This window comes from Romboutsia weinsteinii (genome assembly GCF_002250835.2).
In the GTDB taxonomy this organism is placed as follows: domain Bacteria; phylum Bacillota; class Clostridia; order Peptostreptococcales; family Peptostreptococcaceae; genus Romboutsia_A; species Romboutsia_A weinsteinii.
This window is the reverse complement of sequence record NZ_NOJY02000010.1, coordinates 70,612-95,448: the sequence shown is the minus strand read 5'-3', so window position 1 is coordinate 95,448 and position 24,837 is coordinate 70,612. Positions and strand designations below refer to the sequence as shown.

General features: G+C 27.7%; 22 protein-coding genes. 9 read left to right on the top strand and 13 right to left on the bottom strand.

Going from position 1 to position 24,837, the window contains the following annotated elements:
- Positions 1 to 79 precede the first annotated feature (79 nt).
- The gene (locus tag CHL78_RS07830; protein ID WP_094367914.1) at positions 80 to 667 is read left to right on the top strand and encodes a hypothetical protein; all 588 of its coding nucleotides are present in this window, start codon (positions 80 to 82) and stop codon (positions 665 to 667) included.
- 288 nt (positions 668 to 955) lie between these two features.
- A complete protein-coding gene (locus CHL78_RS07825; protein WP_094367913.1) occupies positions 956 to 1,810 on the top strand; it encodes a YitT family protein in 855 nt (284 codons plus the stop codon).
- 61 nt (positions 1,811 to 1,871) lie between these two features.
- On the opposite strand, the gene CHL78_RS07820 is transcribed toward CHL78_RS07825, so the two are convergent.
- Positions 1,872 to 3,065 carry an MFS transporter gene (locus CHL78_RS07820; RefSeq protein WP_094367912.1) on the bottom strand — a complete coding sequence of 398 codons (1,194 nt, stop codon included), beginning with the start codon at positions 3,063 to 3,065 and terminating at the stop codon, positions 1,872 to 1,874.
- A gap of 228 nt (positions 3,066 to 3,293) precedes the next feature.
- On the bottom strand, positions 3,294 to 3,512 hold the full coding sequence (locus CHL78_RS07815) for an alpha/beta-type small acid-soluble spore protein (protein WP_094367911.1): 219 nt from the start codon (positions 3,510 to 3,512) through the stop codon (positions 3,294 to 3,296).
- 199 nt (positions 3,513 to 3,711) lie between these two features.
- On the opposite strand from CHL78_RS07815, the gene CHL78_RS07810 reads away from it, so the two are divergent.
- Positions 3,712 to 3,975, top strand: a complete 264-nt coding sequence (locus CHL78_RS07810; RefSeq protein WP_094367910.1) for a hypothetical protein — start codon at positions 3,712 to 3,714, stop codon at positions 3,973 to 3,975.
- A gap of 64 nt (positions 3,976 to 4,039) precedes the next feature.
- Here the strand turns inward: CHL78_RS07810 and CHL78_RS07805 are convergent, their stop codons facing one another.
- Complete coding sequence (locus CHL78_RS07805) at positions 4,040 to 5,692, bottom strand: M20/M25/M40 family metallo-hydrolase (RefSeq protein ID WP_094367909.1); 1,653 nt, start codon at positions 5,690 to 5,692, stop codon at positions 4,040 to 4,042.
- Between the two features lie 291 nt (positions 5,693 to 5,983).
- On the opposite strand from CHL78_RS07805, the gene CHL78_RS07800 reads away from it, so the two are divergent.
- Entirely contained in the window at positions 5,984 to 7,354 is a 1,371-nt protein-coding gene (locus tag CHL78_RS07800) for an MATE family efflux transporter (protein ID WP_094367908.1), read from the top strand.
- 113 nt (positions 7,355 to 7,467) lie between these two features.
- On the opposite strand, the gene CHL78_RS07795 is transcribed toward CHL78_RS07800, so the two are convergent.
- On the bottom strand, positions 7,468 to 8,322 hold the full coding sequence (locus CHL78_RS07795; RefSeq protein ID WP_094367907.1) for a class I SAM-dependent methyltransferase: 855 nt from the start codon (positions 8,320 to 8,322) through the stop codon (positions 7,468 to 7,470).
- A 311-nt stretch (positions 8,323 to 8,633) separates the two neighbouring features.
- On the opposite strand from CHL78_RS07795, the gene CHL78_RS07790 reads away from it, so the two are divergent.
- Positions 8,634 to 9,098, top strand: coding sequence for a pyridoxamine 5'-phosphate oxidase family protein (locus CHL78_RS07790; protein ID WP_094367906.1), 465 nt, complete (start codon positions 8,634 to 8,636; stop codon positions 9,096 to 9,098).
- A gap of 75 nt (positions 9,099 to 9,173) precedes the next feature.
- On the opposite strand, the gene CHL78_RS07785 is transcribed toward CHL78_RS07790, so the two are convergent.
- The 3 genes from CHL78_RS07785 to CHL78_RS07770 all read right to left on the bottom strand — a co-directional run bounded on the left by CHL78_RS07785 (position 9,174) and on the right by CHL78_RS07770 (position 13,090).
- Positions 9,174 to 10,268, bottom strand: coding sequence for an NAD/NADP octopine/nopaline dehydrogenase family protein (locus tag CHL78_RS07785; RefSeq protein WP_094367905.1), 1,095 nt, complete (start codon positions 10,266 to 10,268; stop codon positions 9,174 to 9,176).
- A gap of 634 nt (positions 10,269 to 10,902) precedes the next feature.
- Positions 10,903 to 12,156 (bottom strand): DEAD/DEAH box helicase, encoded by a 1,254-nt coding sequence (locus CHL78_RS07775; protein ID WP_094367903.1) that lies wholly within the window; start codon positions 12,154 to 12,156, stop codon positions 10,903 to 10,905.
- Between the two features lie 208 nt (positions 12,157 to 12,364).
- A complete protein-coding gene (locus tag CHL78_RS07770) occupies positions 12,365 to 13,090 on the bottom strand; it encodes a DUF434 domain-containing protein (RefSeq protein ID WP_199534012.1) in 726 nt (241 codons plus the stop codon).
- A 162-nt stretch (positions 13,091 to 13,252) separates the two neighbouring features.
- Here CHL78_RS07770 and CHL78_RS07765 point away from each other — a divergent pair, with 162 nt between their 5' ends.
- Positions 13,253 to 14,509 carry an HD domain-containing phosphohydrolase gene (locus CHL78_RS07765; protein WP_094367902.1) on the top strand — a complete coding sequence of 419 codons (1,257 nt, stop codon included), beginning with the start codon at positions 13,253 to 13,255 and terminating at the stop codon, positions 14,507 to 14,509.
- Positions 14,510 to 14,590: 81 nt separating this feature from the next.
- The gene (locus tag CHL78_RS07760) at positions 14,591 to 15,148 is read left to right on the top strand and encodes a PepSY domain-containing protein (RefSeq protein ID WP_094367901.1); all 558 of its coding nucleotides are present in this window, start codon (positions 14,591 to 14,593) and stop codon (positions 15,146 to 15,148) included.
- Positions 15,149 to 15,197: 49 nt separating this feature from the next.
- On the opposite strand, the gene CHL78_RS07755 is transcribed toward CHL78_RS07760, so the two are convergent.
- The 3 genes from CHL78_RS07755 to CHL78_RS07745 all read right to left on the bottom strand — a co-directional run bounded on the left by CHL78_RS07755 (position 15,198) and on the right by CHL78_RS07745 (position 19,664).
- Complete coding sequence (locus CHL78_RS07755; protein WP_094367900.1) at positions 15,198 to 17,297, bottom strand: CocE/NonD family hydrolase; 2,100 nt, start codon at positions 17,295 to 17,297, stop codon at positions 15,198 to 15,200.
- A gap of 107 nt (positions 17,298 to 17,404) precedes the next feature.
- Positions 17,405 to 18,472 (bottom strand): mandelate racemase/muconate lactonizing enzyme family protein, encoded by a 1,068-nt coding sequence (locus CHL78_RS07750; RefSeq protein WP_094367899.1) that lies wholly within the window; start codon positions 18,470 to 18,472, stop codon positions 17,405 to 17,407.
- Between the two features lie 31 nt (positions 18,473 to 18,503).
- Positions 18,504 to 19,664, bottom strand: a complete 1,161-nt coding sequence (locus tag CHL78_RS07745) for a DUF819 family protein (RefSeq protein WP_116041347.1) — start codon at positions 19,662 to 19,664, stop codon at positions 18,504 to 18,506.
- A gap of 201 nt (positions 19,665 to 19,865) precedes the next feature.
- Here CHL78_RS07745 and CHL78_RS07740 point away from each other — a divergent pair, with 201 nt between their 5' ends.
- Positions 19,866 to 20,426, top strand: a complete 561-nt coding sequence (locus tag CHL78_RS07740; RefSeq protein WP_116041345.1) for a helix-turn-helix domain-containing protein — start codon at positions 19,866 to 19,868, stop codon at positions 20,424 to 20,426.
- Positions 20,427 to 20,500: 74 nt separating this feature from the next.
- Here CHL78_RS07740 and CHL78_RS07735 read toward each other — a convergent pair whose 3' ends face one another.
- A complete protein-coding gene (locus CHL78_RS07735; protein ID WP_116041343.1) occupies positions 20,501 to 21,154 on the bottom strand; it encodes an Mpv17/PMP22 family protein in 654 nt (217 codons plus the stop codon).
- A 778-nt stretch (positions 21,155 to 21,932) separates the two neighbouring features.
- On the opposite strand from CHL78_RS07735, the gene CHL78_RS07730 reads away from it, so the two are divergent.
- Positions 21,933 to 23,711: a sensor histidine kinase gene (locus CHL78_RS07730; RefSeq protein ID WP_158540654.1), complete on the top strand. Its 1,779-nt coding sequence runs from the start codon at positions 21,933 to 21,935 to the stop codon at positions 23,709 to 23,711.
- 42 nt (positions 23,712 to 23,753) lie between these two features.
- On the opposite strand, the gene CHL78_RS07725 is transcribed toward CHL78_RS07730, so the two are convergent.
- Positions 23,754 to 24,359, bottom strand: a complete 606-nt coding sequence (locus tag CHL78_RS07725; protein ID WP_199534011.1) for a C40 family peptidase — start codon at positions 24,357 to 24,359, stop codon at positions 23,754 to 23,756.
- Between the two features lie 18 nt (positions 24,360 to 24,377).
- Positions 24,378 to 24,809 carry a hypothetical protein gene (locus tag CHL78_RS07720; RefSeq protein WP_094368655.1) on the bottom strand — a complete coding sequence of 144 codons (432 nt, stop codon included), beginning with the start codon at positions 24,807 to 24,809 and terminating at the stop codon, positions 24,378 to 24,380.
- Positions 24,810 to 24,837 lie beyond the last annotated feature (28 nt).

Below are 24,837 nucleotides of genomic sequence, written 5' to 3'. Positions count from 1 at the left end.
CATATTAAATGTAGCACTATCTATAATTTTTCATAATTTAAATATAAGGACATGATAACTTTTAACAGGAGGATTTTATATGAATTTTGAAATGAACAATCCAAGTCTTAAGTTTATAAGTACTAATGATGTATATGAAGCTATAGATAGATGTAATAGTAAAGTACTAAGAATAACATACTGCTCTCTTACTATAAATAACCAGTGTAGCAATACTAAAACTGAAGTAATTAAAGTTAACAGGGTTGATAGATCATGTGGAATTATTGAGGGTCAAATATTAAGAAATAACCAACCTGTCGAAGATATAATTTTAAGAGATAGAAGGATATTAAGAATTGAATGCGTTCAAGGTAGTACACCTCCAGGACCTTCTCCTATTTTTGATATCATAAAAAATTGTAAAGGATTTGTAAGAATAACAGAATGTACACAGCTAGTAGGTGGACAATGCCAAGACCGTAGAAGTTATCCTTTCTTAGTTACTGATGTTGATGAAAGAAATAATACTATAAAAGGATTTAGAATCAGTGGAAATCAAAATCCAGAATTTATAATATTAGATGCAAGCTTGATATTGAGAGTAGAATGTTTAAGCCAAGGTAGTAATCCTAACTTACCATGGATGCTAATTCCTATTTTGCTACAAAATAAACCTAATAGATAACATACAAATATCATAAAATTCATAAGATAGTAATAGAGCTAGATATATTAATATATCTAGCTTTATTATTGATTAAAAATATCTTTATAAGTTTAAATCTAAAAATTATCACTTCTATTTAATACTTTCTTTTAATGATTATATTATTCTATGATTTTTTCTTAAACTTCAATAGCATTTATAAATACATTTTCAATATATAAATATTATAATAAAAAATTTTACTCTTATATTAATAAAATTCTATAACTATCATGCATAATATTTTTCAGTAGGAGGTTACTTGATATGAATAAGAAATTCTTAAGTCTTAATGAGATATTGTTTTTAATAATTGGATGTATACTAATGTCGGTTTCACTAACAATGTTTTTTGAGCCCCATGCAATTGCACCTGGTGGGCTTACTGGCTTAGCTATAGTTATTAATTCTATAGTAAATATACCTTTATGGATTATAAACTTATCATTTAATGTTCCCTTATTTATTTTAGCATATAAAATATTAAGTAAGAAAGATTGTCTAAAAACTATATTAGGAATAATATTTCTTACTATTGGGCTAAAATTAACTGCTAATTTAGCTAATATAAATGCTACTTCAGATCCAATTCTAGCTAGTATTTGCGGGTCTATTCTTATGGGTATTTCTTTAGGATTTATATTTAGAATCAATGGTTCTACTGGAGGAACAGACTTAATTGGAATACTTGCTAACAAATTTTTTCCTCATTTAAGTGTTGCTGTACTTATGGGTATAGCAGATTTTGTTGTAGTTGTACTCTCTGGAGTAGCATCTTCTCAGCTTGAAATAGCTCTTTATTCAGCAGTATCTTTATATGCCATAGTAAAAATTACTGATATAGTTATAGAAGGCTTTAACTATTCTAAATCATTTATGATAATATCTGATAAATCAGACGAACTTATTACAATAATTATGGAAGAACTGGATAGGGGCGCGACTTTCTTAAAGGGTGAAGGTGGTTATACTAGAGCTGAAAAAGATATAATATTTATTGTTGTTTCTAGAAAGCAAGTCGTTACTTTAAAGAAACTTGTAAAATCAATTGATCCTAATGCTTTTGTTGTAGTTACTGAGACTCATGAGATTTTTGGAAATGGATTTAAACAAATTTATTAATATTAACTTTGTATAAAAATAGCTATCTATTAAACTAGATAGCTATTTTATTATTATATCCTTATGAGTTTTTTATACTTCTAATAAACAATAGATAATAAATTATAGTTATTACAAAGTATAAAATCCAAGCACTTTGATATCCGTAAGATGTGTCTGCTATCACTCCTGATAAAAATGGTCCAATTGATGCACCAATTGTGAAAAACATACTTACAACTCCAAAAATCACTGAGTAGTTTTCATTTGAAAATATTCTACTTACTCCATAAGCTGGCCAAATTGATGCCATACACATTGTCATACCAAAGCAAATTGTAAAAATAAATGTAAAAGTTTGATTCGCTGCAAGTATTAAGAATACAAAGCTTATTGAACTGAAAAATCCTATAACAGCTAATACCTTTTTAGTTTTAATTTTATCAAATGCTATTCCTCCCAATATGTTTGCAGTTAAACCTACTACAGCAAGAATAGAACTTATATTAGCTGTAAACTTTAATGAATATCCTAATACTGATAAATATGACTGAACATGTTGTTTTACACCAGCAAAACTTATTCCCATAAGCATAAGACCAATTGCAAAGCTCCAAAATGCAGGAGTCTTAGATATTTCTGAAAAACTAATGTCTTTTTTCTTATTATTTGTAGTTTCTTTCTTATTTATATATACATTATCAGGTCTTTTAGCAATAAAGATACTAATAGGTAGAGCTACTACTAATACTATAAATCCTAATAACATATAAGATAATCTGTAGCTATACTTTTCTAGTAATCTTGATACAATTTGTACCCAAAAGAATGTTCCTGTTCCTATGCCAGCAAAAACAATCCCCATAATTGATCCCTTTTTTTCTGGTTCAAACCAATCAGATATCATTGTAGATATTGGAATTGTCGTAAGTGAGCATATTCCTATAGAAACTATGACTCCTATTATGTAAAATTGAAACATGTTATTTGCTAATCCATATAGCATATAACCTCCCCCAGCAAGTATTGATCCTATAGACATTATAATTTTTATATTAACTTTGTTTATCATCTTTCCTATTATGGGTGAGCTTATTGATACTATTATTGCATTGATTGTAAACATCAATGAGAATTCACTTATAGAAAAGTTCATTGCCTTTGTAACTGGAGCTACAAAAAATGCACTTACGCTATTTACTATACTAAATGCTACAGACATTAATATAAAACCTGATATGACAATGACATATTTATAATTGCTATTATTATTCATGGCTATCTTCCTTTTTATTTAAATTAGTTTGTGCCTACTCTCTTTTATAGTACCCTTAAGTAATTTAAATAATGTAGATTATCTAAATGATATAGTAGATGTAATTGTTAATAAAAAATGACCCCATCATGGTATAGTATCCATATATAAGGTCATTTTTTATTAGTATTTAATTTATGTTATTTTATAAACTTAGCGTCGGTTTTTCCGACTCCTAGAAATTTTATATTATTTATTACTATATCTTCTAAGTAATTCTTTTTCTCCCATTTCAACTAATTTTCTACTCATTCTGCCTCCAACATGTCCGCCTATCTCTCCATTTTGTTGAGATGTGCTGTTGGCTCCATTTATGTTTTCACTTTGCATACCTAATTCGTTAGCTATTTCTAGCTTCATTTGATTTAGAGCTTCTTTTGCATTTGGATTTACGGGTTTATTTGCCATTGTTATGCCTCCTATATTAGATTGTCTTTAATATAGTTCTTAAATTTAAGTTATTTTATTCATATAAAAATATGTATTCTAAACAATTTGCAAAATTTATCTAATATATTTTTTCAAATTTATCAATTAATTCTATGTTAAAAATATTAATAAGGGGTATAATGTTAATAGTGTCATTATATAAATAAGGAGGTCATATATGGGATGTTGTAATAGTGGCAAGGGGTGTTGTAAGTCTCAAAACAACACAATTAGCCAAGAAGAATACGATACATTAAAATCATATCTGCAAAGTGAAATAAAAGATTTTAATCTTATTAACTATACAAATAGTGAAAATGAAGTTTGTGTAGGTGCAGAAGTAGAATTTGAAGACTATGTACTAGAAATAGATGAGATAGATAAAGAAAATTGTGCTTTAGATAATATAATTGATATTATTATAAAAAACCATATGATTTAGCTAAAAGCTAATAAAATAAAAAGCCCTCTAAAACTTAGAGGGCTTAAAATATTTATTAACTTCCTTATTTTGTTATTCCTTTAATTTGTAACATACATGCAAATACTGACATTATTGCAACCATTACAAATAGCATAGTTGCACATAAAGCTCCAAATGTTAGAGCACAATTGAATAAGTACACAGTTGGCACAAATAATATTGTTATTATCGCCATAGGTATTAATAAAATATAAGATATATTACTATCCTTATCTTTACTTAACATCACTTTTATTGTTGTAAATAACCCTATTAATACTGATGGGAACACAAATAAGTAACTAGCACCAGGTAAAACAAATGATAGTACAGTACCTATTATAAGAAGTAAAGTAAGTGTTCCTAATATTAATTCATTTTTTTCATCAAAGTTTTTGCTTACTTTTTTCATTAATAACATATATCCTAGTGCAGATAATCCAATCACTGCTAATATAATTATATCTTCGTATTTAATTAATGGAAGGTAAGTTAATTTAAATGGTCTATTATTAACTATTGCAGCTAATTTTGACACTCCAAATGATGCTCCCATTACACCTACTGTAAATAATAAATTTACTAAAGCGTATTTTAAGACTGAAATAACACTTCTTATTTTAAATTTCTTAAATAAGAATGTAATCATTAGTAATATAGTTGCTAATAGTACATAATTAACTAATTTAGAATATTTAACAAATACATTTCCTAATATAAAGAATATTGAATCATCATTACTTTCAAGTGCGTCTGAAGTTTTGTATTTATCATTACTTACAAACTCAGTAACTATAGGTAATACTTGGTCTCCATAATGCTGTAAAGACCTTTCATTAATATTTTCTACACTATCGTTAGGTGTGTGATAATTTTCTAGTCCATCTAACACACTTATATTTATTCCTGTTATTTCTGATTCCAAAAATACGGTAAAGTCTGTTCCATTCGGAAGTAAACGATAAATCTCTGGAGTTATTGAATAAGAGAAAGGCTTCTCACTTTTATTGTATAAATCAATAACCTTTGAATTATTTTTGCTCGTCTCAAACATTACAGCAGGTCCATCAGTTCCTCTTGCTTCTAAATTTATTAAGTAATTTACGTTTTCAAATATTTCTTTTTCTTTTACTGCTTCCTTAGCTCCTAATAAACCATACTCTTCACCATCTGTGATTAGTATTTTTATACCATTATTAAGAGTAACATTGTTTTCTTTTATTGCTCTAATCGTTTCAAGTATTGTAGATAATCCATAACCAGCATCTGCTGCTCCTACAGATCCATCTGATTCTGCATAACGCTCTTTCTTAGCATGTGAGCTATCGTAGTGAGTAACTAACATTATGTATGAATCATTCTTTCCTTTTATTTCAGCATATATATTTTGAAGATTTTCTTTTGTTTTAGTTCTTTCAACATATACATCTTTATAATCATATACTTTTGACTCTACACCTAATTCTTTCAGTTCATCAATCAAATAATTTTTTACATTTTCATGAGCTTCACCATCAAATATTGAATGTGGTTCTTTAGCAATTTCTTTTATGTGATCAACTTGCTTAGATACATTTACCTTGCTATTATCTGTATGATTTGCTTTTGATGGGTAAAGTGAATTGTATCCAATAATAGCTGATATAGTTAATACTATTAATAAAATAGCGTAACTTAAATATTTTTTTTGTTTCATTTTGTAATCTCCCTATTTTTTATTTCTGAATTATATCTTTATGATAAATATGTAATCCTTAGTTATAATTTACCAAATAAAATATTTTTTGTAAACAGTTTTTAATACCAGGTACTAATATTTAGTAATATTTTACTAAAATCTATTTTAAAATTTCATTAATTTTTACTCGAATTTATTGATTAGAAATTAAAATGGTGTTATGCTATTTGGATGAATATATTTTATGCTGAATTTATGCTTTGAGTTATTGCATAGATAAGGCAATTTTTTTATGTGAAAGGAGATATTATGACTAAAGATATGACTACTGGAAGCCCAGTCAAACTAATTCTTTACTTCTCAATCCCTCTGCTAATAGGCAATATTTTTCAGCAGTTTTATAGTATGGTTGATACTATTATAGTTGGGAGATTTTTAGGAGTAAAAGCTCTAGCAGCCGTTGGCTCTACCGGTTCAATGATATTTTTAATTATCGGATTTATACTTGGATTATCCTCAGGATTTTCTGTTTTAGTTTCTCAGAAATTTGGAGCTAATGATGAGGAAGGAATAAGAAAGGCTGTAGCAAGTGCAACAACTTTATCTGTTATTATGACAATTATAGTTACTATTGTAAGTTTGATTGCAACAAAGCCATTATTAAATCTAATGGACACACCACAAGATATATTAGCAGATTCTACTGCTTACATTTCAGTAATATTTGGTGGTATTTTTGCAACATTTTTCTATAATATGATTTCTGGAGTATTACGTGCATTGGGAGACAGTAAGACTCCACTATATTTCTTAATTGTATCATCTATTCTAAATATAATTCTTGATTTAGTATTTATAATTAACTTTAATGTGGGGGTAGCAGGAGCTGCATATGCTACTGTTATTTCTCAAGGAGTATCAGGGTTATTATGCTTAATATACACAGCTAAAAAGTTCCCTATGCTAAAGCTTAAAAAAGAACACTTTAAGATTGATAGCAAATACTATAAAGAGCATTTAAGAATCGGAATTCCTATGGCTCTTCAATTCTCAATAACAGCAATAGGAGCAATAATTTTACAAGGAGCGGTTAATGCATTTGGATCTACAGTTGTTGCAGCACACACTGCTGCTTCAAGAGTTGAACAACTTGTAATGCAACCTAGTATTACATTTGGTATTACTATGGCTACTTATTCAGCACAAAACCTTGGTGCTGGAAGTATTGACCGTATCAAAGAAGGTGTTAAGAAATGTACTATGATCAATGTTATTATAGGTATTGTGGCAGGATTCATACTTATATTATTTGGTGAACAGTTTATAAATATGTTCGTATCTGATGCTGATCCAAGTGTTGTAGCTTATGCTAAGCAATATCTTAATACTGCGGCATTCTTCTTTATACCGCTTAGCTTAATATTTATATACAGAAATACTCTACAAGGTATGGGGTATACATTTGTGCCTATGATGGCTGGTGTATATGAGTTAGTGGCTAGAGCAGTTGTTTCATTTGCTTTACCTGCTTTAATAGGGTATGCAGCAATATGTATTGCAGGACCTGTGGCTTGGATAGCTGCTGCGGTTCCACTAATGCTTGATTATTTTAAAAAGATAAAAACACTATCTAATGATTTTAATAATTGTGAACAAGAACAAATTGACAATCTAGCTTAATATGAATATTAAAATATAAATCGGTGAACTTATTTAAACTTAATAAGTTCACCGGTTTTTTATACCTAACAATATATAAATCTTATGTATTCTCTTATGTGCTCACTAAATAATTATTTACTACAATAATTATTTGCATCCCAAGTAATGACCCCAAGATTATTCTTAACTTCTTCTATGTACTTATTTTCTACTAAATTGCTTTTTACAAAGTATCTTATCTTATTGTTAATGTTATTATCCAATCTTATATGCTTACTATATCTTTTAGTTAATTTATTAATTGCTTGTTCTTCATTAAATGTGTTTTTCCAACTACAATTTGTATAGAAAATCTCTGGTCGGTATCCTAAAGAGTATAGTATATTGAATGGATAAATAACATTGCTAATATCCTCTTTTTCTATTTTACTTCCTAATATATTGTTATCCGCCTTATCTAGTATATTATTTTTTCCTTTTCCATCAGTACCTATATAGCAACAATATGATTTTGATACTTTATTAATCTTTAAAAATTCACTAGGACTGTAGCATCCAGGGTTTAAGCTACATATAACAAAATCATACTTCTTGTACATACCTTCATCTTCTATATCTATTCTATTCCAATCTCTTTTTATGATGTTTATATTGTCTATTCCTTCAACTTTAATCTTCTCTTTTAGTACATTTAGCATTCCTTCTGAGAAATCAAGAGCATCAACAGCTTTGCAAACTCCACTTAGAGCTATTGAGTAAGCACCTGTACCACAACCTATATCTAGTACTGTGCTATCTTCGTTTATATACCCTAAATTTTCTAATCTTTCTATTACCTCGTCTATTCTCTCATTTCCTACAGATTCGTCATAAGTTATTGATGAGTTGTCCCAAACTATTATATTCTCCATAGATGAATTACTATTCAATATATAATCCTTACCTGCCTCGATCCACTTATTTTCCCAGTAATTTAAGTTGTCCATATTCCCTCCTATAATTATCTTAAACCATTAACCTAATGATTTAAAATATATTAATCAAAAATATATTTACATAAAAAAAGACAGAAGAATCAAGCCTTCTGACCTTTTATAAATATCTTCAGATATTTATATACGTTAATTACAAGTTAATTGTAGTAGATTGGATGTTACTTTTCAACTATAGTTAAAAATATGACATTGAAATAATATCTATTTGATTTATTTAATCTTTTGTTATATATTGAAAAATATAGCTTTAGTTTTAAATTTATTAACTTGAGTAACTAAGTTTTGATAAGGGAGTGATAACTATGTTTAGGGGAATAAGAAGAAAAGAAAAAGAAATTCAAGGGGAGCAAGTGCTAGAAATATTAAAAAATGGTGAATATGGTATTTTCTCAACAGTAAGTAATAGTGGATATCCTTATGTAATCCCTGTAAATTATGTATATACTAATGATACAATATATTTTCACTGCGCTTTAGAAGGACATAAGCTAGATAACATAACTTATAATAACAAAGTATCTTTCTGTGTTGTTGGTGACACTTATATTTTATCAGATAAATTTAGTACAAATTACGATAGTATAATTGTGTTTGGAAAAGCAACTGAGGCTTTTGATGAAGAAAAGAACACAGCATTGATTAAACTATTAGAAAAATATTCATCAGATTATATGGATAAAGGTAAAATATATATAAAAAATGCAGGTGATAAAACTAAAGTTATAAAAATAAGTATTGATTATGTTTCAGGTAAATCTGGAAAGTAATATATAATTATAAGAAGGTTGCCTTAAGACAACCTTCTTATAATGTTTAATGTTAATTATTTAAAAGTGTATAAATTAAACGTTCTTAATTAACTCTTCTTTATTTAAACCATCAAGTCCTAACTTATCTAGTGTTAACCCTTCTTCATAGAAGTCTCTCTCAAGCAATGAGCTTCCTAAAGTTATAACAGCATCTATATTTGGTGTAGGTACTCCTATAGCCTTTCCTATACTTGACCATAATACAAGACCTGAAGATATATCTTCTGTAAAATAGCGTGATGTACAGCTTACGGGTCCTTTTATCGCAGTAAACACTTCACTGTTATTAAATAAGTCTTGAAGGTTTCCCTCTTCACTATCAAAATATCCTCTTCTAGCACGACTTACTATAGCATCTTCTATATCAAATCCAAATGTTTTACCAAGTGCAAGTCTCTCTCTTGATATAGCTTTTAGTACGTTTACAGTATGTTTTGTTATACCCTCTTTGTATAACCAAAATTCTCCGTTTGAATAGTCTATTCTTCCTGCATTTAAAAGACAAGGTCCAGGGTGCACTTCAGGATTTCCATTTTCAAGAGTTGTTTGCCAAATATTATCCGCTGGTACAAAACAATCGTATATTTGTGAGCAAGCTTCAATTATCTCTTTTGTCTCTGATGCTGGATATGCTGCTAAAAATAATTTCTTTACTCTAAGAGAAAGTTCAACTCTAGCTTCATTTGCAAAAGCTCTAGTTCCATATGTAAGAGAATTAGTTTCTGCTATTTTAAACTTTTTGTCTATACCTAACTCTTTTGCTTTATTTACAAATCTAACGCAACCCATAGCAGCGGCACCATTTAATAAAATTATTTGTTCTTCTTTTACATGCGGTGCTAGTAATTCAGCAAATACTTCGATTGCATCTCCTGGTATAGTAAGCATAACTATCTCTGCATCCTTGATCGCTTCTGATACATCTGAAGTTACTAAATCTACTTTACAAAACTCTTCTTTTCCAGGTTCTTGTAAGTAAATCCCCCCTTTTTCTTTTATAGCATCTAGATTTGAATTTAATCTAGGTATCTCATAAATACTAGTTTTAAATCCTCTACTTGATAAATCTGCAGCTGCAGTTATTCCTCCGTTTCCAGCTCCAAATATAGCAACTTTCGTAACTTTCATAAAGTTATTCTCTCCTTCCGTCAATTATACTAACATTCATTTTAATTATAAACTTCCATAAATAACTTAATTTATCAATATTCATCCTATTATATAGAGTCTGTAATATAAGAATTAAGTAATAATATTTTGCTGAAACTTTTAAAAATTTAAACTTAAAAAGTTTGGTAATTACTTATTTCTTACCCATTTATATATTTATTTAAAAGTAAAAAACCAGCAATAAATATTATTGCTGGCTTAGTATCTTATTAATTCTCTATTTTCTTGATTTACTAATTATACTAGCTAAAAATCCTATTGCTAATAGTGATATAGACAAAATTAATATCCATTTTATAATAAATCTTAAAAATGGCATAAAAAATTTTATCAATAAACTTGAAACAATAACACAAATAAAGTAGGTACATATATACTCTGTTTTACTTCTATATTCTATTTTGAAAATATTGGTGTATAAATTAAATATTATATATCCAACTAGTAGATATGATATTAAAAATATAAACACATACTACAACTCCTTATTTATAGATATATTGTAATATATGAATCTATTTAAGATTTATATAACTTATACTCATATAAAATCTAATAATAACTTTATTTAATATCATTATGCTTCATACTTCTATTTATTTTTAGATTCTGGCTTTGCTACTTTTTTATTATTTGATTTTCTATTATTATTATTATTATTCGGTCTTCTATTATTATTTGGTTTCTTTGGCTTTGTTATATCATTTCCACTTGCTTTGTAAGGATGTTCTGTTATTACTTCTATCTTCTTTTTTGTAAGTTTTTCAATAGATTTGTATAAGTCTCTTTCTTCCATTGAACAAAATGACATTGCTACTCCACTATGCCCTGCTCTTCCTGTTCTACCTATTCTGTGAACATAAGTCTCTGCTACTTCTGGAAGGTCAAAGTTAATCACATGTGATAATTCATCTATATCAATTCCTCTAGCTGCTATATCAGTAGCAACTAATACTCTTAGCTTTCCTTCTTTAAAGTTATTCAAAGCCAGTTGTCTTGCATTTTGAGACTTGTTACCGTGTATTGCTTGTGCTTTTATTCCTACCTTCATTAAATCATCAGTTATCTTATTAGCACCATGCTTTGTTCTTGAAAAAACTAAAACTGATTTTATTGATCCATCTTTTAATATATGTTTAAGTAAATTCTTTTTTTCTTTTTTACTTACAAAGTAAATACTTTGGTCTACTGTTTCAGTAGTTGAAGAAACTGGGGCAACTTCAACTCTAAGTGGATTATCACATATTGAATCTACTAAGTTAGATATTTCCTTTGGCATTGTAGCTGAGAAGAATATATTTTGGCGTACTTTTGGAAGACATTTTATTATTCTTTTTACGTCATGTATCATACCCATATCAAGCATACTATCAGCTTCATCAAGTACGAAGTATTTTACACTTTTTAAATTAATAAATTTCTGATTGTATAAATCAATCATTCTACCTGGAGTAGCTATTAAAACATCTATTCCTTCTTTTAGTGCTTTTGTTTGTGGATTTTGCGATACTCCACCAAATATTACTAAATTCTTTATATCCATATATTTTGAATATGCAGTAAAGTTTTCTTCTATTTGAATTGCTAGCTCTCTAGTTGGTGCTAATATTACTGCTCTTATTTCTCTCTTATTCTTAGATTGTGCTTTATCTATAGATATTTTTTGTAGTAGTGGAATAGCAAATGCTGCCGTCTTTCCTGTTCCTGTCTGAGCACAACCTACAAAATCTTTTCCTGTTAATAGCTTTGGAATAGATTTTTCTTGTATTGGTGTAGGTTTTTTATATCCTTCATCTTTTAGTGCTTTTTTAATTGGTTCAATTATATCTAAATTTTCAAATAACATATTATCTCCTTTAAGTTTTTCTATCATTTTAAATGTAATATTTCTAATTATTTTTTTAAATAAAAAAGAGACTGCATTTTACCTAACTCAAAATATTAGGTATTCAAAAAGCGTCCCTTTCGTATTATATATGTTTTTAAGAAAAATTTCATTATATTTTTTTTTAAAATTTAATTTTAAATTTGCTATAGTGGTGTATAAATATTAACTATTGATTTATATTACCACTTAAATTTATGATTCTAGCTTCTTTTATATATTCATTTATTATACTTTTATTTAAGTTAAAATAACTTATACAGTTATCTATTATTGCTGAATCACTACTTACCACTCTACCTAATCTTTCAAGTACTACATCAGCATTGTTTACTAACTCAACTTCAGTTTTAAAGTTGTACATACTTGAGTACTCTAATATTTTACTCTTTAATTTCCCAGAATTTGAAACTGGAGAATCTAAGTAGAATTTAACTTCTTTGGCCTCATGGGAATTTAAGAACTCTCCAATAATTCTCAAGGCTTCTTCTGTCTTATCTATAATCTTATAGGTACCCCTTAGCCCTGCCAAATCTCTAATATTATTATCATTGCAGTAAATTAAAGTTCCACCCGATAACGCAACCTCCAAAGTTATTATCAAGTTAAAACCATCTATGTATATTGAGCCATCTTTAATACTTTCTATTTTGATTGCCTTTGATATTCTATTTTGTTTCTTTTCTTCTGTACAAGTAGATCTTTTAAGAGCATCTCTTTGTCTTAAGGAAAATTGATATCTGTCTCCAACAAAAGTTACTACTGGTAATATCTTATATTCCCTATTTATTAACCATTGTATCTCTTCTTGAGCCTTTGATAGCCTTATTATTTCTTTCCTAGAGAACCATCTTTTATCTTCTTCATAAAAACCTCTTCTTGATATTTTTGTCACTACATCAACTCCATATTTTTAGTAACTTCTATATCTTATTATTATCTATATATTTTCAAGTATTTATTTGTAGTATTTTATATTTTACCAAAATATGTACATTTATTTTAAATAACTATATAATAAATCTTATCACTATGATTATAGGGGGAATATTATTAAATGGAAATAGTCAACAGCTTAAACTTATTAAAGATAGTTCACGCAATAGTAAAAAGAATTGACGAAGAAATAATTGTACATGGTGAGGAAACAGCTTACATTGCTTATATGATAGGAAGATCCTTAGGATACTCACCACAGGAACTTTATTACTTAATTATAATAGCTGAAATCCATGACCTAGGTGCATATAAAACAGAAAAAGATAAAAGTCTTATAGACTTTGATTTCTCTAGCCCAAAGTTTCACTCTTGCTATGGTTATGTTTTATTAAAAGAAACTGCTGGATTTAAAAACTATGCAGGTAACATACTTTATCACCATACTTCTTATAGTAATAGAAGTAATCCAATATATAATATACCTATTCCTGATGATACCTTTATCATATCATTAGCCGATACTTTATCGTTAATATGTAACTTAAGTAAGTATAATAAAGAGAATATATTATTACGCTTAAGTTATTTAAATAAAAACTTCTTTAACCCTAAACATATTGAAATATTAAATAATCTTATTGAGAATGAAAATTTATTAGAAAATATAATATCTGGAGAGTACAAGATAGTATTAAAAACTATACTTAAAGAACAATTTGTAAATTTAGACGATGCTTTAGAATATATAGCACTTATACCTTTATCAATTGATATGTTTAATTATGATACATCTATACATACTTATTCTGTCTCTTTGGTATCGTCTATGTTAGCAAAAAAACTTAATTTAGATAAAGATACTACTACAATGATTTCCATAGCTTCTTATCTGCATGATCTTGGAAAGGTTACTACTCCTAAAGATATATTAGAAAAAGAAGGCAAATTAACTAAAGATGAATTTCAAGTTATGAAAAACCATGTTGTTGCAACCAGAGAAATATTAGAAGATGCAAAAGTAAATCCTACATTAGTTGATTTGGCATGTAATCATCATGAAAAATTAAATGGTCAAGGTTATCCAAGAGGTTTGGATGAAAGTTCTTTAACTATGGCTGATAGAATATTGTCTATTTCAGATATATTCTGTGCTTTAACAGAAAAAAGATCTTACAAAAAACCTTTTACTGAAGAAAACATTAAGGAAATACTTCTTGATATGTGTTCTAAAAATTACATTGATAAAAATATTACTAATGTAATACTTGATAATTGCAGTGAATTTATTTGCTATGTCAATGAATATAGAGAACACTACGAGAGTAAATTATTCAAACTTATTGATGAATATTATAAACTTATTGCTTTATATTAATATTCTTTTCTATGTATAAATTCATAAGAAATTAGAAATAGTATTATTAGTTTGATTAATTAATATAAAGAGGTGTTATACATGAAAAAAGTACTTGCAATTATATTATCAAGTTTGCTAGTAATAAGTGCTGTAGGATGCAGCAAGCCTTCTACAGAAAAACATAATTCAGCCCCTAACAGTAATGAAACTGCTAAAAAAGAAGCTCCCGTTGAGATTCCTTCTAAAGATGAAATTAACCTAGATAAAGCAATTGAATTAGCATTAAGAGAAATAGACGGAACAGTTGTTAGTGCAGAATATGAGCATGGTACTAATAGTTATTATGAAGTAGATATTGTAAAAGATAAAGCTAAGCATGAAATAGAAGTAGAAGCTAAAACTGGAAATATATTAAGAAATGAAATAGATAACAACTATACATATAATATAGGCGAAATAAAAATCACACTAGATGAAGCTAAAGATATTGCTCTAAAAAATATTGCTGGTGGGACTATTAAGTCATTAAGTTTAGAGAAATCAGGCAATGTTGATATTTATAATTTTGATATACTAAAAGATAAACATGACTATGATGTTGAGATAAATGCATTGGATGGTAGTGTTATAAAATCTGAAAAAGACTTAAATGATTAATCAAAAAGCCCTGATTATATAATTAGGGCTTTTTGATTTTCCTATTTGATTAACTATCTATCTCAACTTCAAATGATATATTTGATGGAAATTCTTTTCCATGATAGATAGTATTCTCAGCAGTTATATATTCATTGCTATCATATCCATTTAAAGTATTACTATGAGGGAATATAAAGTTCTTTGCAGAAGAAGTTATACTTAATCTCATCTTATTTCCCACTTTAAAAGTATTTGATATGTTGGTAGTTTTTATTGTAAATTTATATACTTTACCTTCTTCCATAAACTCAGGCTCAGTAAAATTATTTCTATATTTTGCACACAATACTCCATCTACTAGTTTAGTCGAATTACCTTCTTTGTCTACATCTGTTAATCTTACTACCCAGTCAGTATCTTTAGCACTCGATGATGCAAAGAAGTTAACTACTACACAACCTGTAATTGTCATTTCCTCTTTAAACGCCTCTGTTGTATAGCAAAGTATGTCGTCTCTTTTTTCAACATCAACATAATTACCAGGAGATGCGATTTCATTTTCTGACATATCTATTATATGAGGTGCTGGGTTATCTGGATTATAGTTAAATGCATCATAACCATCATTTAAACACTCTTCAACTAATCTGCCATCTCCCAAGCTAGTTTTAGCATCTTTATTGCTATTTAGATATAAAGTTTTTGTAATTGTATTATTAATAGGCCAATTGGTAGAAGTTTTCCACTTGTTATCTCCAACAGTATAATACTCAACTGGTTCACCCTTATCTATTTTATTATCTATAAGCTTTAGTTTATTATCAAACCAAGATAAATAATAGTAATCCAAGTCATATCTAATAGCATTATTTCCAAATTCAACTTCATTTATATCTCTTGTAGTGTTTGCTCCATGTAGCCAGGGACCAAGTACTGCTTTTCTATTGTTTTTATCATAGTCCTTTATTATATCTAAAGCTTGAGTAGTCCCCATATGATCATCATCATACCAACCAGATACTATCAAAGCTGGAACTTTGATTTTCTCTTTTCTGCTATGCCAATTTTGTGTTTCCCAATAACTATCATGATCTTTATGATCTATCCATTTATTAAAAAATGGTATGTCATAACCTAGTGCAATTTTAGATATATTTTTTAACGGTCTAATATTTAATATTTCATCCCAATCATCTCTCATCATAAGTGATGGATTAAACTTTTTCTCAGACACAGCAAACGCCCAAGCCATAACGCCAGATAAAAGTGAACCTCCTCTTCTTGGAAGGTCTATAAATGGAGAACCTGAAGTTACAATACTCACTAACGCCTTTAGATACGGATTGCCTGAAGATGCCGCCGCCCACTGAACATATCCAAGATACGATCCACCTATCATACCAACCCTTTTATTAGACCAACTTTGTGATGCTATCCAGTTTAAAGTATCCTCACCATCTTCTCGCTCATGTACACAGGGATCCCAAACACCTTCTGATAAATTTCTACCTCTCACGTCTTGTATTACTACAGCGTACCCTCGTTGAATATATTTATAATATGTGCTATGTATAAGCTCTTTTCCATATGGTGTTCTTATTAATATAGTAGGAATATTTTCTTCTACATTAATGGGTAAAAATACATCTGTTGATAGAGATATTCCGTCTCTCATTTTTACCATATATGTTCCATCAAATCTTATTCCATATAATTTTTCATTTGGTATATTTTCTTCCCACATTTTTAGTGGTGTGTATGATTCATAACCTTCTTCAATTAATACTGTACAGTTTTCCCTTGATACACAAATAAATCCAACTACGTTATTATCTACAACTACTATATCTAATGGAAATTTTTTATTTCTTTGAACATATGTAAAGTCATCTAGCTTAGAGTAAACTTCCTTATATTCAGTATCAAACTTTTCATTTATTTTATAACTTTTTTTAAATGTATCAGAATAACTTTTCAACTTCTTTTTTAATTCGTAAATATTAATTCTATAATTCTCATTGTAATACTTATTATCATCTTCACTTAAAATAGCTATCTCTTCAAATTCATTAGAATAAATATCTAATTTTTCGTGATATACTCCATCTTCTTTAAAGTAAATATTACTATAGTGTATACCTGATTGATATAATTTAAATTTCTCCATTTTAGCCTATCCCCCCTTATTATATAAGTAAATTATAGCCATGTATTTCATCATTTTCTATAGTGATTTATTCTATATACTTGATACTATATAATAATTTCATAGTCTTACATATTTAATTCTATTCCTAACCCTGGTTTTTCTGATAGAGTTATTGTATCTTTTTCCATTTTAAATCCACCCATTATTCTTTCGTCTTCCTCTATCATCATAAAGCTATCTACATCTGCTTCTATTATATTTTTCTTAGCAGCAATTAAACTAGCACTAGCTGTTATTCCTACTTTTGTCTCTAGCATACAACCCAGCATACAAGTAACTCCACTTGCTTGTGCTATACTATTTATTTGTACGGCTGGATAAATACCACTTGATTTCATAAGCTTAATATTTAAAATATCCGCTGCATCTTTTTTGATTGCATTCATTGCATCAACAGGTGTATGTATACTTTCATCTAACATAATTTTTATATTACTTCTCTTTTTTATTTGTGCTGAACCATCTATATCCCAATATGGTAAACACTGTTCTACTGCTTCCATATTATATTTTTCAAGCTCATAAAGTGTATTTATTGACGTATTAACATCCCATCCTTGATTTGCGTCCATTCTAAGTCTTATATTTTCTCCAACTGCTTCTCTTATAAGCTTTGTTGCTAATATATCATCCTTTGCATTTTTACCTGCTTTCAGTTTTAATATATTAAATCCATTTTTCACATGAGCCACTGCTTCCTTTGCCATAATTTCTGGTCTATCTATTCCTATTGTAATATCTGTTTGTATTTTATTGCTGTATCCACCAAGTACTTTATATAATGGCTGATTCATAACTTTTCCTAAAATATCATGTACAGCTATATCTATAGAAGCTTTAGCTGAACTATTTCCTAATATAATATTGTTCATTTTATAATGTATTTTTTCGATTTTTAGTGGATTCATTCCTACTAGGTTTTTCTTAAACATATCTAAAACTACGGCAACAGTGTCTAAAGTTTCTCCTGTTACTGGCCCAAAAGGTGATGCCTCACCAAATCCATAGATTCCTTCATCTGTTTCTATTTTTACAATAATAGTTTCAGCACTATCAATTGTAGCAAATGCTACCACTACTGGCTTTTTTAATTTAAATTTTAATTTTTCAAATTTTATATTAGTTATTTTCATATTGGTTTCCCCCTTGATTAATATTTATTAATTAAATTCCAACAATCCCCTTTATAAGATAGGCTACAGAAACTCCTAAGTAATTACCTAAGCATGAACAAAGTGCCCCCATTACTATTGCTATACTAACTATGGATTTCCAATTTGCTGAAGCTGCTACTAGTGATGCTGTAGTACCATCTGCTACTGCAGCTACTATTGATAGTACAACATATTCATATTTGAGTTTAAACAATCTACACAATGCTAAGTGTAATATTAAGCATCCCATAATTACGCAGAAGCAGAATAATGTAATATAAAATGCTGATCCGAAGAAATGTTTTAAATTAACTGAGAATCCCACAGTTCCTAAAAATAGTAACGAGAAATATAAACCTAGATCTAAGCTTCCCTTTAAGTTCTTTATAAATCTTAATTGAGCAATGGTAATACCAATAGTTGTTATTAAGATAATCCTAGCTGCACTTTGAATCTGAGCTGGAAATAAACCTGATAATCTAGTTGCTACTTCAGCAACTAAAAAACCTATTGCTAGCATAACTGCTATATCTCTAATACTCCACTCTTTTGAGGCCATAAGTATATCTTCATTACCTTCTGTTAGTTCTTCATCTGAAAAATGGTAAGGCCATATTTTTTTAAATGTCTTAGAATTTTTTATAATAGCTGGTGCTGCAAAGAAAAGAATAAGAACAGGTATACCAACGACATAGTCTGCTGCATTAGCTGCAGCTATAGTATCTCTACTAGCTTCAAGTCCTGTTGCTATAGCTGTTAAGTTAGCACTTCCACCTGTATAAGTCCCAACAAACATACCTGCAATCTTCCATCCTTCATTAATTTTTGTAGCAAATACTAGACCAAATATTAGTGCCATTAAGCTTACAGAAAAAACTGCAAGTATTACTGCTGTTATGGGTTCTCTTGATAGCTTCAGCATGGCTTTAAGATCAACATTCATAAGCATTAAAGTCATAGAAACTGGTATTGCATATAAACCTATGTAAGAGTAAATAGGGCTATCTCCTGGAACTATGTTCAAATTTGATAATATAATACCCATTATGATTACTGTAAGTGCTGGGCCAAGCAGTTTTGGTATTTTATATTGCTGAGAGTATAATCCAATCCCTACCATTATAAACATTACTGCTAATATACTTCCCTCACTTGAAAATAATGCATTCATTCTTTTTCCCCCTTTATTATAATTTAAGTAATCCTTAATTTATTCAGTATTACTTAAATTATATTTTAACTTTTCGTTAGTATCAAGTTTTATTTTTTTGAATTTTCAGTTTTTTTAAAAATATATTTTTTATCTTTTTATACAATTAATTATTTTGTATGCTATAATTTTCATGTATATCATATTAAATAGGGGGCAAGTATGATCGGTGATAAAATAAGAACTATAAGAAAAGAAAAGAAAATGACTGCAAATCAACTAGCAGATCTATCTGGTTTTACAGCTAGCTACATATCTCAGCTAGAAAGAAACATCTTAGATCCTTCTATATCTTCACTTCGAAAAATAGCATCAATACTTGATGTTCCTATATATACTTTCTTAGAAGAGGAATGTGAATTTGATAAAAAAAATTTATTTGTAAAATCTAATAAGCGAAGGTCTCTAAAGCTTCCTGATAGTAGCTTTACTTATGAGTTTTTGACACCTCTTTTAAAATGTAATGATTTTAAAATTAAGATGAATATAATTAATTTTAAAATTGAAGGACATAGCTTTGACTCAAACGATTTTTTAAAGCATAATGCAGATGAGTGTTTATTTGTTACAACTGGTGAGCTACATGTGTATATAGATGATGAAATATACCACTTACATGAAGGTGATAGTATTTATATTCTTTCTAACAGTAAACATAAAATATATAATCCTTTAGATAAAGAATCTTCTGGTTATAGTTGTATCACCCCATCTATCTATTAGTTCTACTATAATTGGTATTGCTATAAGGTAATTAGGTATAATAAAAGACCATAGTGATTAACTATGGTCTTTTATTATACTTTTGATGTTTTGCTCTTTTTTCCTAGTGCTAGTAACACCCCAAGTGCAATTGACAAAATTGCAGCAAATAAAACTCTATATTCTCCAGGTATTAAAAATGTTATTGTATGTGCTGGTATCCAAAATAATGGTATAGTCTTTCCTACAACAAAAGATAAAAAATTACTTAAATCAATTCTATCTGTAATAATACTTATATTAATGTTTTTTACCTTTTCATATTTTAAATCAAGATATGTGTCGGTTACTTTGTGAGTAAACATAAATGTTGGTGCAAAAGTAAGATTCATAATAGCAGAAGTTAAAAAAGCAAATGTGAGCTTTGAATTTGCCCCAGGAAGTAAACCTGATGATAGTGACTTAGCTACCCCAGCGTCAAAGATTGAAAACATTAAAGTAATTACCACTCCTAATAGTCCCCATATAATCGCTCTAATAAAAAAGAAACTAGAAAATCTCCATTTACCAGTAGTTATCCTTCCTGCTAGCATCTCACCCATAGTTGATAGTACACCAAATTTGATAAATCCGCCTATTAGTTTATTGCTTTCAGTAAACAGAATAAATACATCTCTTGTGTTTTCAATTAGTAATAAAATTGCCATAATTAAAATAATACTTCCCCAGATTAAATCTCCCTTTTTCATTATCTCTCCTCATAGTTAAATATTTTTATAAATTTATTATTTCTCTACTATATCTTTATAATCCTTCAAAGCTTTATAGGATCAAAACCTACAAATATATAAGCAAATAATAGAATAACATGTGTCTTTTGTATTATTTTGTCTAATGATTATCGTTGAATGTTAGTTTATGTTAGTTTATGATGTTTTTGTATGGTAAGTTCAGGATAAATATTTCAACAGCAATAGGAGGCATCACATGTCATATTTATTTGATACAAATAAAAAAAATGATGTAAAAAGAAAAATAATATTAGCTACTTTAATTTCCATCTTTATATTTATAACTCTTTCAGTTATTTATATAAAGTTTAATCCATTGATTCCTACTGATATAACACATGAACAATTAACTTATGGTATAAATATTTTATATATATTAACTGCTATTTTTTCAGTAATTGCTTATATAGGCTGCTTAATACAATTTGTTTGTACCAAAAACGATCGCTATTACATAGTATCTTTAGTATACTTAAACCTGTGTATAATATATACTACATCTATAATCATGGATAAAAGTTATTATTATTTTACAAGTTCATTATTAAGAATAGTATTTTTAATTTTAATACTAAAATCAAAAATTATATTTAATAAAAAATTTATCTCAACTATAGTTGTTATTATACTTTCTTTAATATTAATTAAAATAGACACCTTCTTTTATAATAATGTTAATTTGTATAGCAGGTTTTTACAAGAAATTTATATTATTATTTCAATTATTAATATAATTATGGCTATATTATTTTCTATTCTTACATATAAAGAATCTACTTACTCCTATATATTCTTAATAGGAAGTCTAGTAGCCCTATCATTTAGAAATTTTAATTTTGTTGGATCAATTATATACATGAATGTCTCTGATATTATGGTAAATTCATTTATTGGGTTATTATTTGTACTACTTAGTTTCGTATTGGTAGTTATAGGTGTATTTTTTGAGTTAGGAAGTTTTATAAAAAGTAAAACAAATTTAGAAAAAGAGTTGAGCTTGTTTTATAATCTTGTAAATTTAAACAGCTTTGAAAATATAGTATTTAAAGATCAAAATAAAAGAATATTTTATGCAAATGAGAATACATTTAATAATTATTGTGATTCAAATTATTCTTATGATTATCTTAATAAACAATCAGAAAAGTATGATACATTAAATTTTGATATTATAGAAGATAAATCTCATAATACTAACAATAGAAGCTTTACTGTATATATAGAGAAAATGTCAGTATATCTTAAAGTTAGTATTCATAAATTTTATATATCTCTTACACAATATTATGAGTTGATAGCTTTTAGCGATATTACTAAAGAATACTTACTAAATCTATCTTGTAAAAAAAATGAGGAACTGTTACAAAGTATAAGTGATAATATCCAGGATATACTAATTGGTATAACTCATGATGGAGTAATTGAATATGCAAATAAAGCTGCTCTAGATACACTTAAGTATAATCATGATGATTTTATTGGAAAAAACTATTTAGATTTTATTTCTAATAATAGTACGGATAGTACATTATTTAATGATACTAATACTAAACATATTTATCAAGTTAGCAATTATTATGGTGATATAGTAGAATTTGAGTCAATAGTAAAAGATTTAGTGAATTTAGAATATTCCTCTGTAAATAAGCTTATTATTTCTAAAGACTTAACAGAGAGAAATAAACTTGATGATATAACTAAAAAATATAATGAGATAAAAGCCTACGAAGATTCAAAAAATGAGTTTTTTGCAAACTTATCTCATGAGTTAAAAACACCTTTAAACATCATATATTCTACACTTCAATTATTTGAAAGAATGCAAAGTAAAGATGCTAATGTATTTAAATCATTTTACTTTAAGTATAATACTTCACTTAGAATAAATTGCCTGAGAATATTAAGATTAGTTAATAATTTAATCGATATAACAAAGGCGGATGTAAAATCAATGGATGTTAACTTTGTAAATTTAAACATAATATATTTTGTTGAAAATATTACTTCTTCTGTTACAGCTTTTGCAGCTATGAAACATCTTAACATAGTGTTTGATACTAATAATGAGGAAATATTTATTAAGTGTGACCCTGAAAAAATTGAACGAATTTTATTAAATTTATTATCTAATGCTATTAAATTTACTCCAGAACATAAGACTATATATGTAGATGTAATTATAGATGATAAATGGGTAAATATTTATGTAAAAGATGAAGGCATTGGAATAGATGAAAGTATGCAAGAACTAATATTTGATAGATTTGTTCAAATAGATAAGTCGCTTAATAGAAATACTGAAGGTAGTGGAATAGGTTTAAGTATTGTTAAATCATTAGTTGAGTTACATAATGGTAAAATTAGCTTAAAAAGTTCTATAAATAAAGGTACAACATTTAAGATATCAATTCCTAATATAAGTTTAAGTTACACAGAATTAAAAAATAACAACTTATACAATACTGAGACTTATAAAATCGAGTTAGAATTATCTGATATATATGAAGTTTTTTAAATAATTTAAAGCCTATAAAATAATAAATATTTACTTTATAGGCTATTTTAATACATCTTTTATATAATCAATTGGTCTATAAACTTCACCATTTTTATAGTTTATTAACCAGTTCTTTTTCACTCCTCCTATTGGGTACTTAATATTACTTTGTGAGTTAACTACCCTGCCTTTTCCTATATACATAACTACATGCCCTGGTGTATATATAAGGTCCCCTGGCTGTAAGTTATCCATGCTTACTTTACAGCCTTTCATAACTTCTTTTTGATGAGCAGTTGAATATCCGATTTCTACCCCAGTTACTTCTCTATAAGTATAATAAGTAAGACCAGAGCAATCAAATGCTTGATGACCTATATAGTCCTCTCTATCAAGAGGATACTTAGCTTCTCCATAGAGATTAATCAATTCATCTAGTCTTTCATCTGTCATTATCTCACCTTTACCTCCCCAAACATACTCTAGACCTATTTTTTCACATGCTAGATTTATTACGTCTGTTATTATTTTAGTATCTTCTTGTGAGATATTATCATATTCGTTTGAATACTTATCTATATAACTTTTATCAATAACCAAAACAATTATACCTAAAATCAATAATATAACTATTAATTTCATTAATTTTATTATTATCTTTTTCATTACTTATCCTACTTTATTCTATTTATTCATATTACTTTTTTGTAATTCTCTTACATCTTCTAAATCTTTAATGAATTCTTTGGCTTGATCATAATTAATATATAGCAGACAAGATATATCATCAGTTTTTTCACTTATTCTAGTCGCTATTCTAACATGGTCTTCAAGTTCTCTTGTTTCAAATTTATAAATAAGATCTAAATGACTTACCTCTCCATTAATAATAACATTAATATCATTTTCTTTTAATTCTATGTCCACATCTCTCATAGTGTCACTCTTACATAAGTTCCCAAATTTAGTGTATTTATATGAATTCCCTTTGTAATCAAATCTATTACTTATTTTTATTTGGCTAAGTATATATTCACCATCTTCTACTTGATTTACAAAGTTATCTTCTTCATAAAAATAGTATTTAGAAAAATAGTCTAGTTTGTATTTTCCCATATTTCCTCCTTATTGTATTTTTTTATTT

Bases quoted from the DNA above. Each gene is read 5' to 3' on its own strand.
- CHL78_RS07765 (WP_094367902.1), top strand. From the start codon at position 13,253: ATGGAAATAGTCAACAGCTTAAACTTATTAAAGATAGTTCACGCAATA.
- CHL78_RS07805 (WP_094367909.1), bottom strand. From the start codon at position 5,692: ATGAAACAAAAAAAATATTTAAGTTACGCTATTTTATTAATAGTATTA.
- CHL78_RS07810 (WP_094367910.1), top strand. From the start codon at position 3,712: ATGGGATGTTGTAATAGTGGCAAGGGGTGTTGTAAGTCTCAAAACAAC.
- CHL78_RS07735 (WP_116041343.1), bottom strand. From the start codon at position 21,154: ATGAAAAAGGGAGATTTAATCTGGGGAAGTATTATTTTAATTATGGCA.
- CHL78_RS07760 (WP_094367901.1), top strand. From the start codon at position 14,591: ATGAAAAAAGTACTTGCAATTATATTATCAAGTTTGCTAGTAATAAGT.
- CHL78_RS07800 (WP_094367908.1), top strand. From the start codon at position 5,984: ATGACTAAAGATATGACTACTGGAAGCCCAGTCAAACTAATTCTTTAC.
- CHL78_RS07785 (WP_094367905.1), bottom strand. From the start codon at position 10,268: ATGAAAGTTACGAAAGTTGCTATATTTGGAGCTGGAAACGGAGGAATA.
- CHL78_RS07730 (WP_158540654.1), top strand. From the start codon at position 21,933: ATGGCTATATTATTTTCTATTCTTACATATAAAGAATCTACTTACTCC.
- CHL78_RS07750 (WP_094367899.1), bottom strand. From the start codon at position 18,472: ATGAAAATAACTAATATAAAATTTGAAAAATTAAAATTTAAATTAAAA.
- CHL78_RS07720 (WP_094368655.1), bottom strand. From the start codon at position 24,809: ATGGGAAAATACAAACTAGACTATTTTTCTAAATACTATTTTTATGAA.
- CHL78_RS07815 (WP_094367911.1), bottom strand. From the start codon at position 3,512: ATGGCAAATAAACCCGTAAATCCAAATGCAAAAGAAGCTCTAAATCAA.
- CHL78_RS07740 (WP_116041345.1), top strand. From the start codon at position 19,866: ATGATCGGTGATAAAATAAGAACTATAAGAAAAGAAAAGAAAATGACT.
- CHL78_RS07825 (WP_094367913.1), top strand. From the start codon at position 956: ATGAATAAGAAATTCTTAAGTCTTAATGAGATATTGTTTTTAATAATT.
- CHL78_RS07755 (WP_094367900.1), bottom strand. From the start codon at position 17,297: ATGGAGAAATTTAAATTATATCAATCAGGTATACACTATAGTAATATT.
- CHL78_RS07745 (WP_116041347.1), bottom strand. From the start codon at position 19,664: ATGAATGCATTATTTTCAAGTGAGGGAAGTATATTAGCAGTAATGTTT.
- CHL78_RS07820 (WP_094367912.1), bottom strand. From the start codon at position 3,065: ATGAATAATAATAGCAATTATAAATATGTCATTGTCATATCAGGTTTT.
- CHL78_RS07790 (WP_094367906.1), top strand. From the start codon at position 8,634: ATGTTTAGGGGAATAAGAAGAAAAGAAAAAGAAATTCAAGGGGAGCAA.
- CHL78_RS07795 (WP_094367907.1), bottom strand. From the start codon at position 8,322: ATGGACAACTTAAATTACTGGGAAAATAAGTGGATCGAGGCAGGTAAG.
- CHL78_RS07830 (WP_094367914.1), top strand. From the start codon at position 80: ATGAATTTTGAAATGAACAATCCAAGTCTTAAGTTTATAAGTACTAAT.
- CHL78_RS07725 (WP_199534011.1), bottom strand. From the start codon at position 24,359: ATGAAAAAGATAATAATAAAATTAATGAAATTAATAGTTATATTATTG.
- CHL78_RS07775 (WP_094367903.1), bottom strand. From the start codon at position 12,156: ATGTTATTTGAAAATTTAGATATAATTGAACCAATTAAAAAAGCACTA.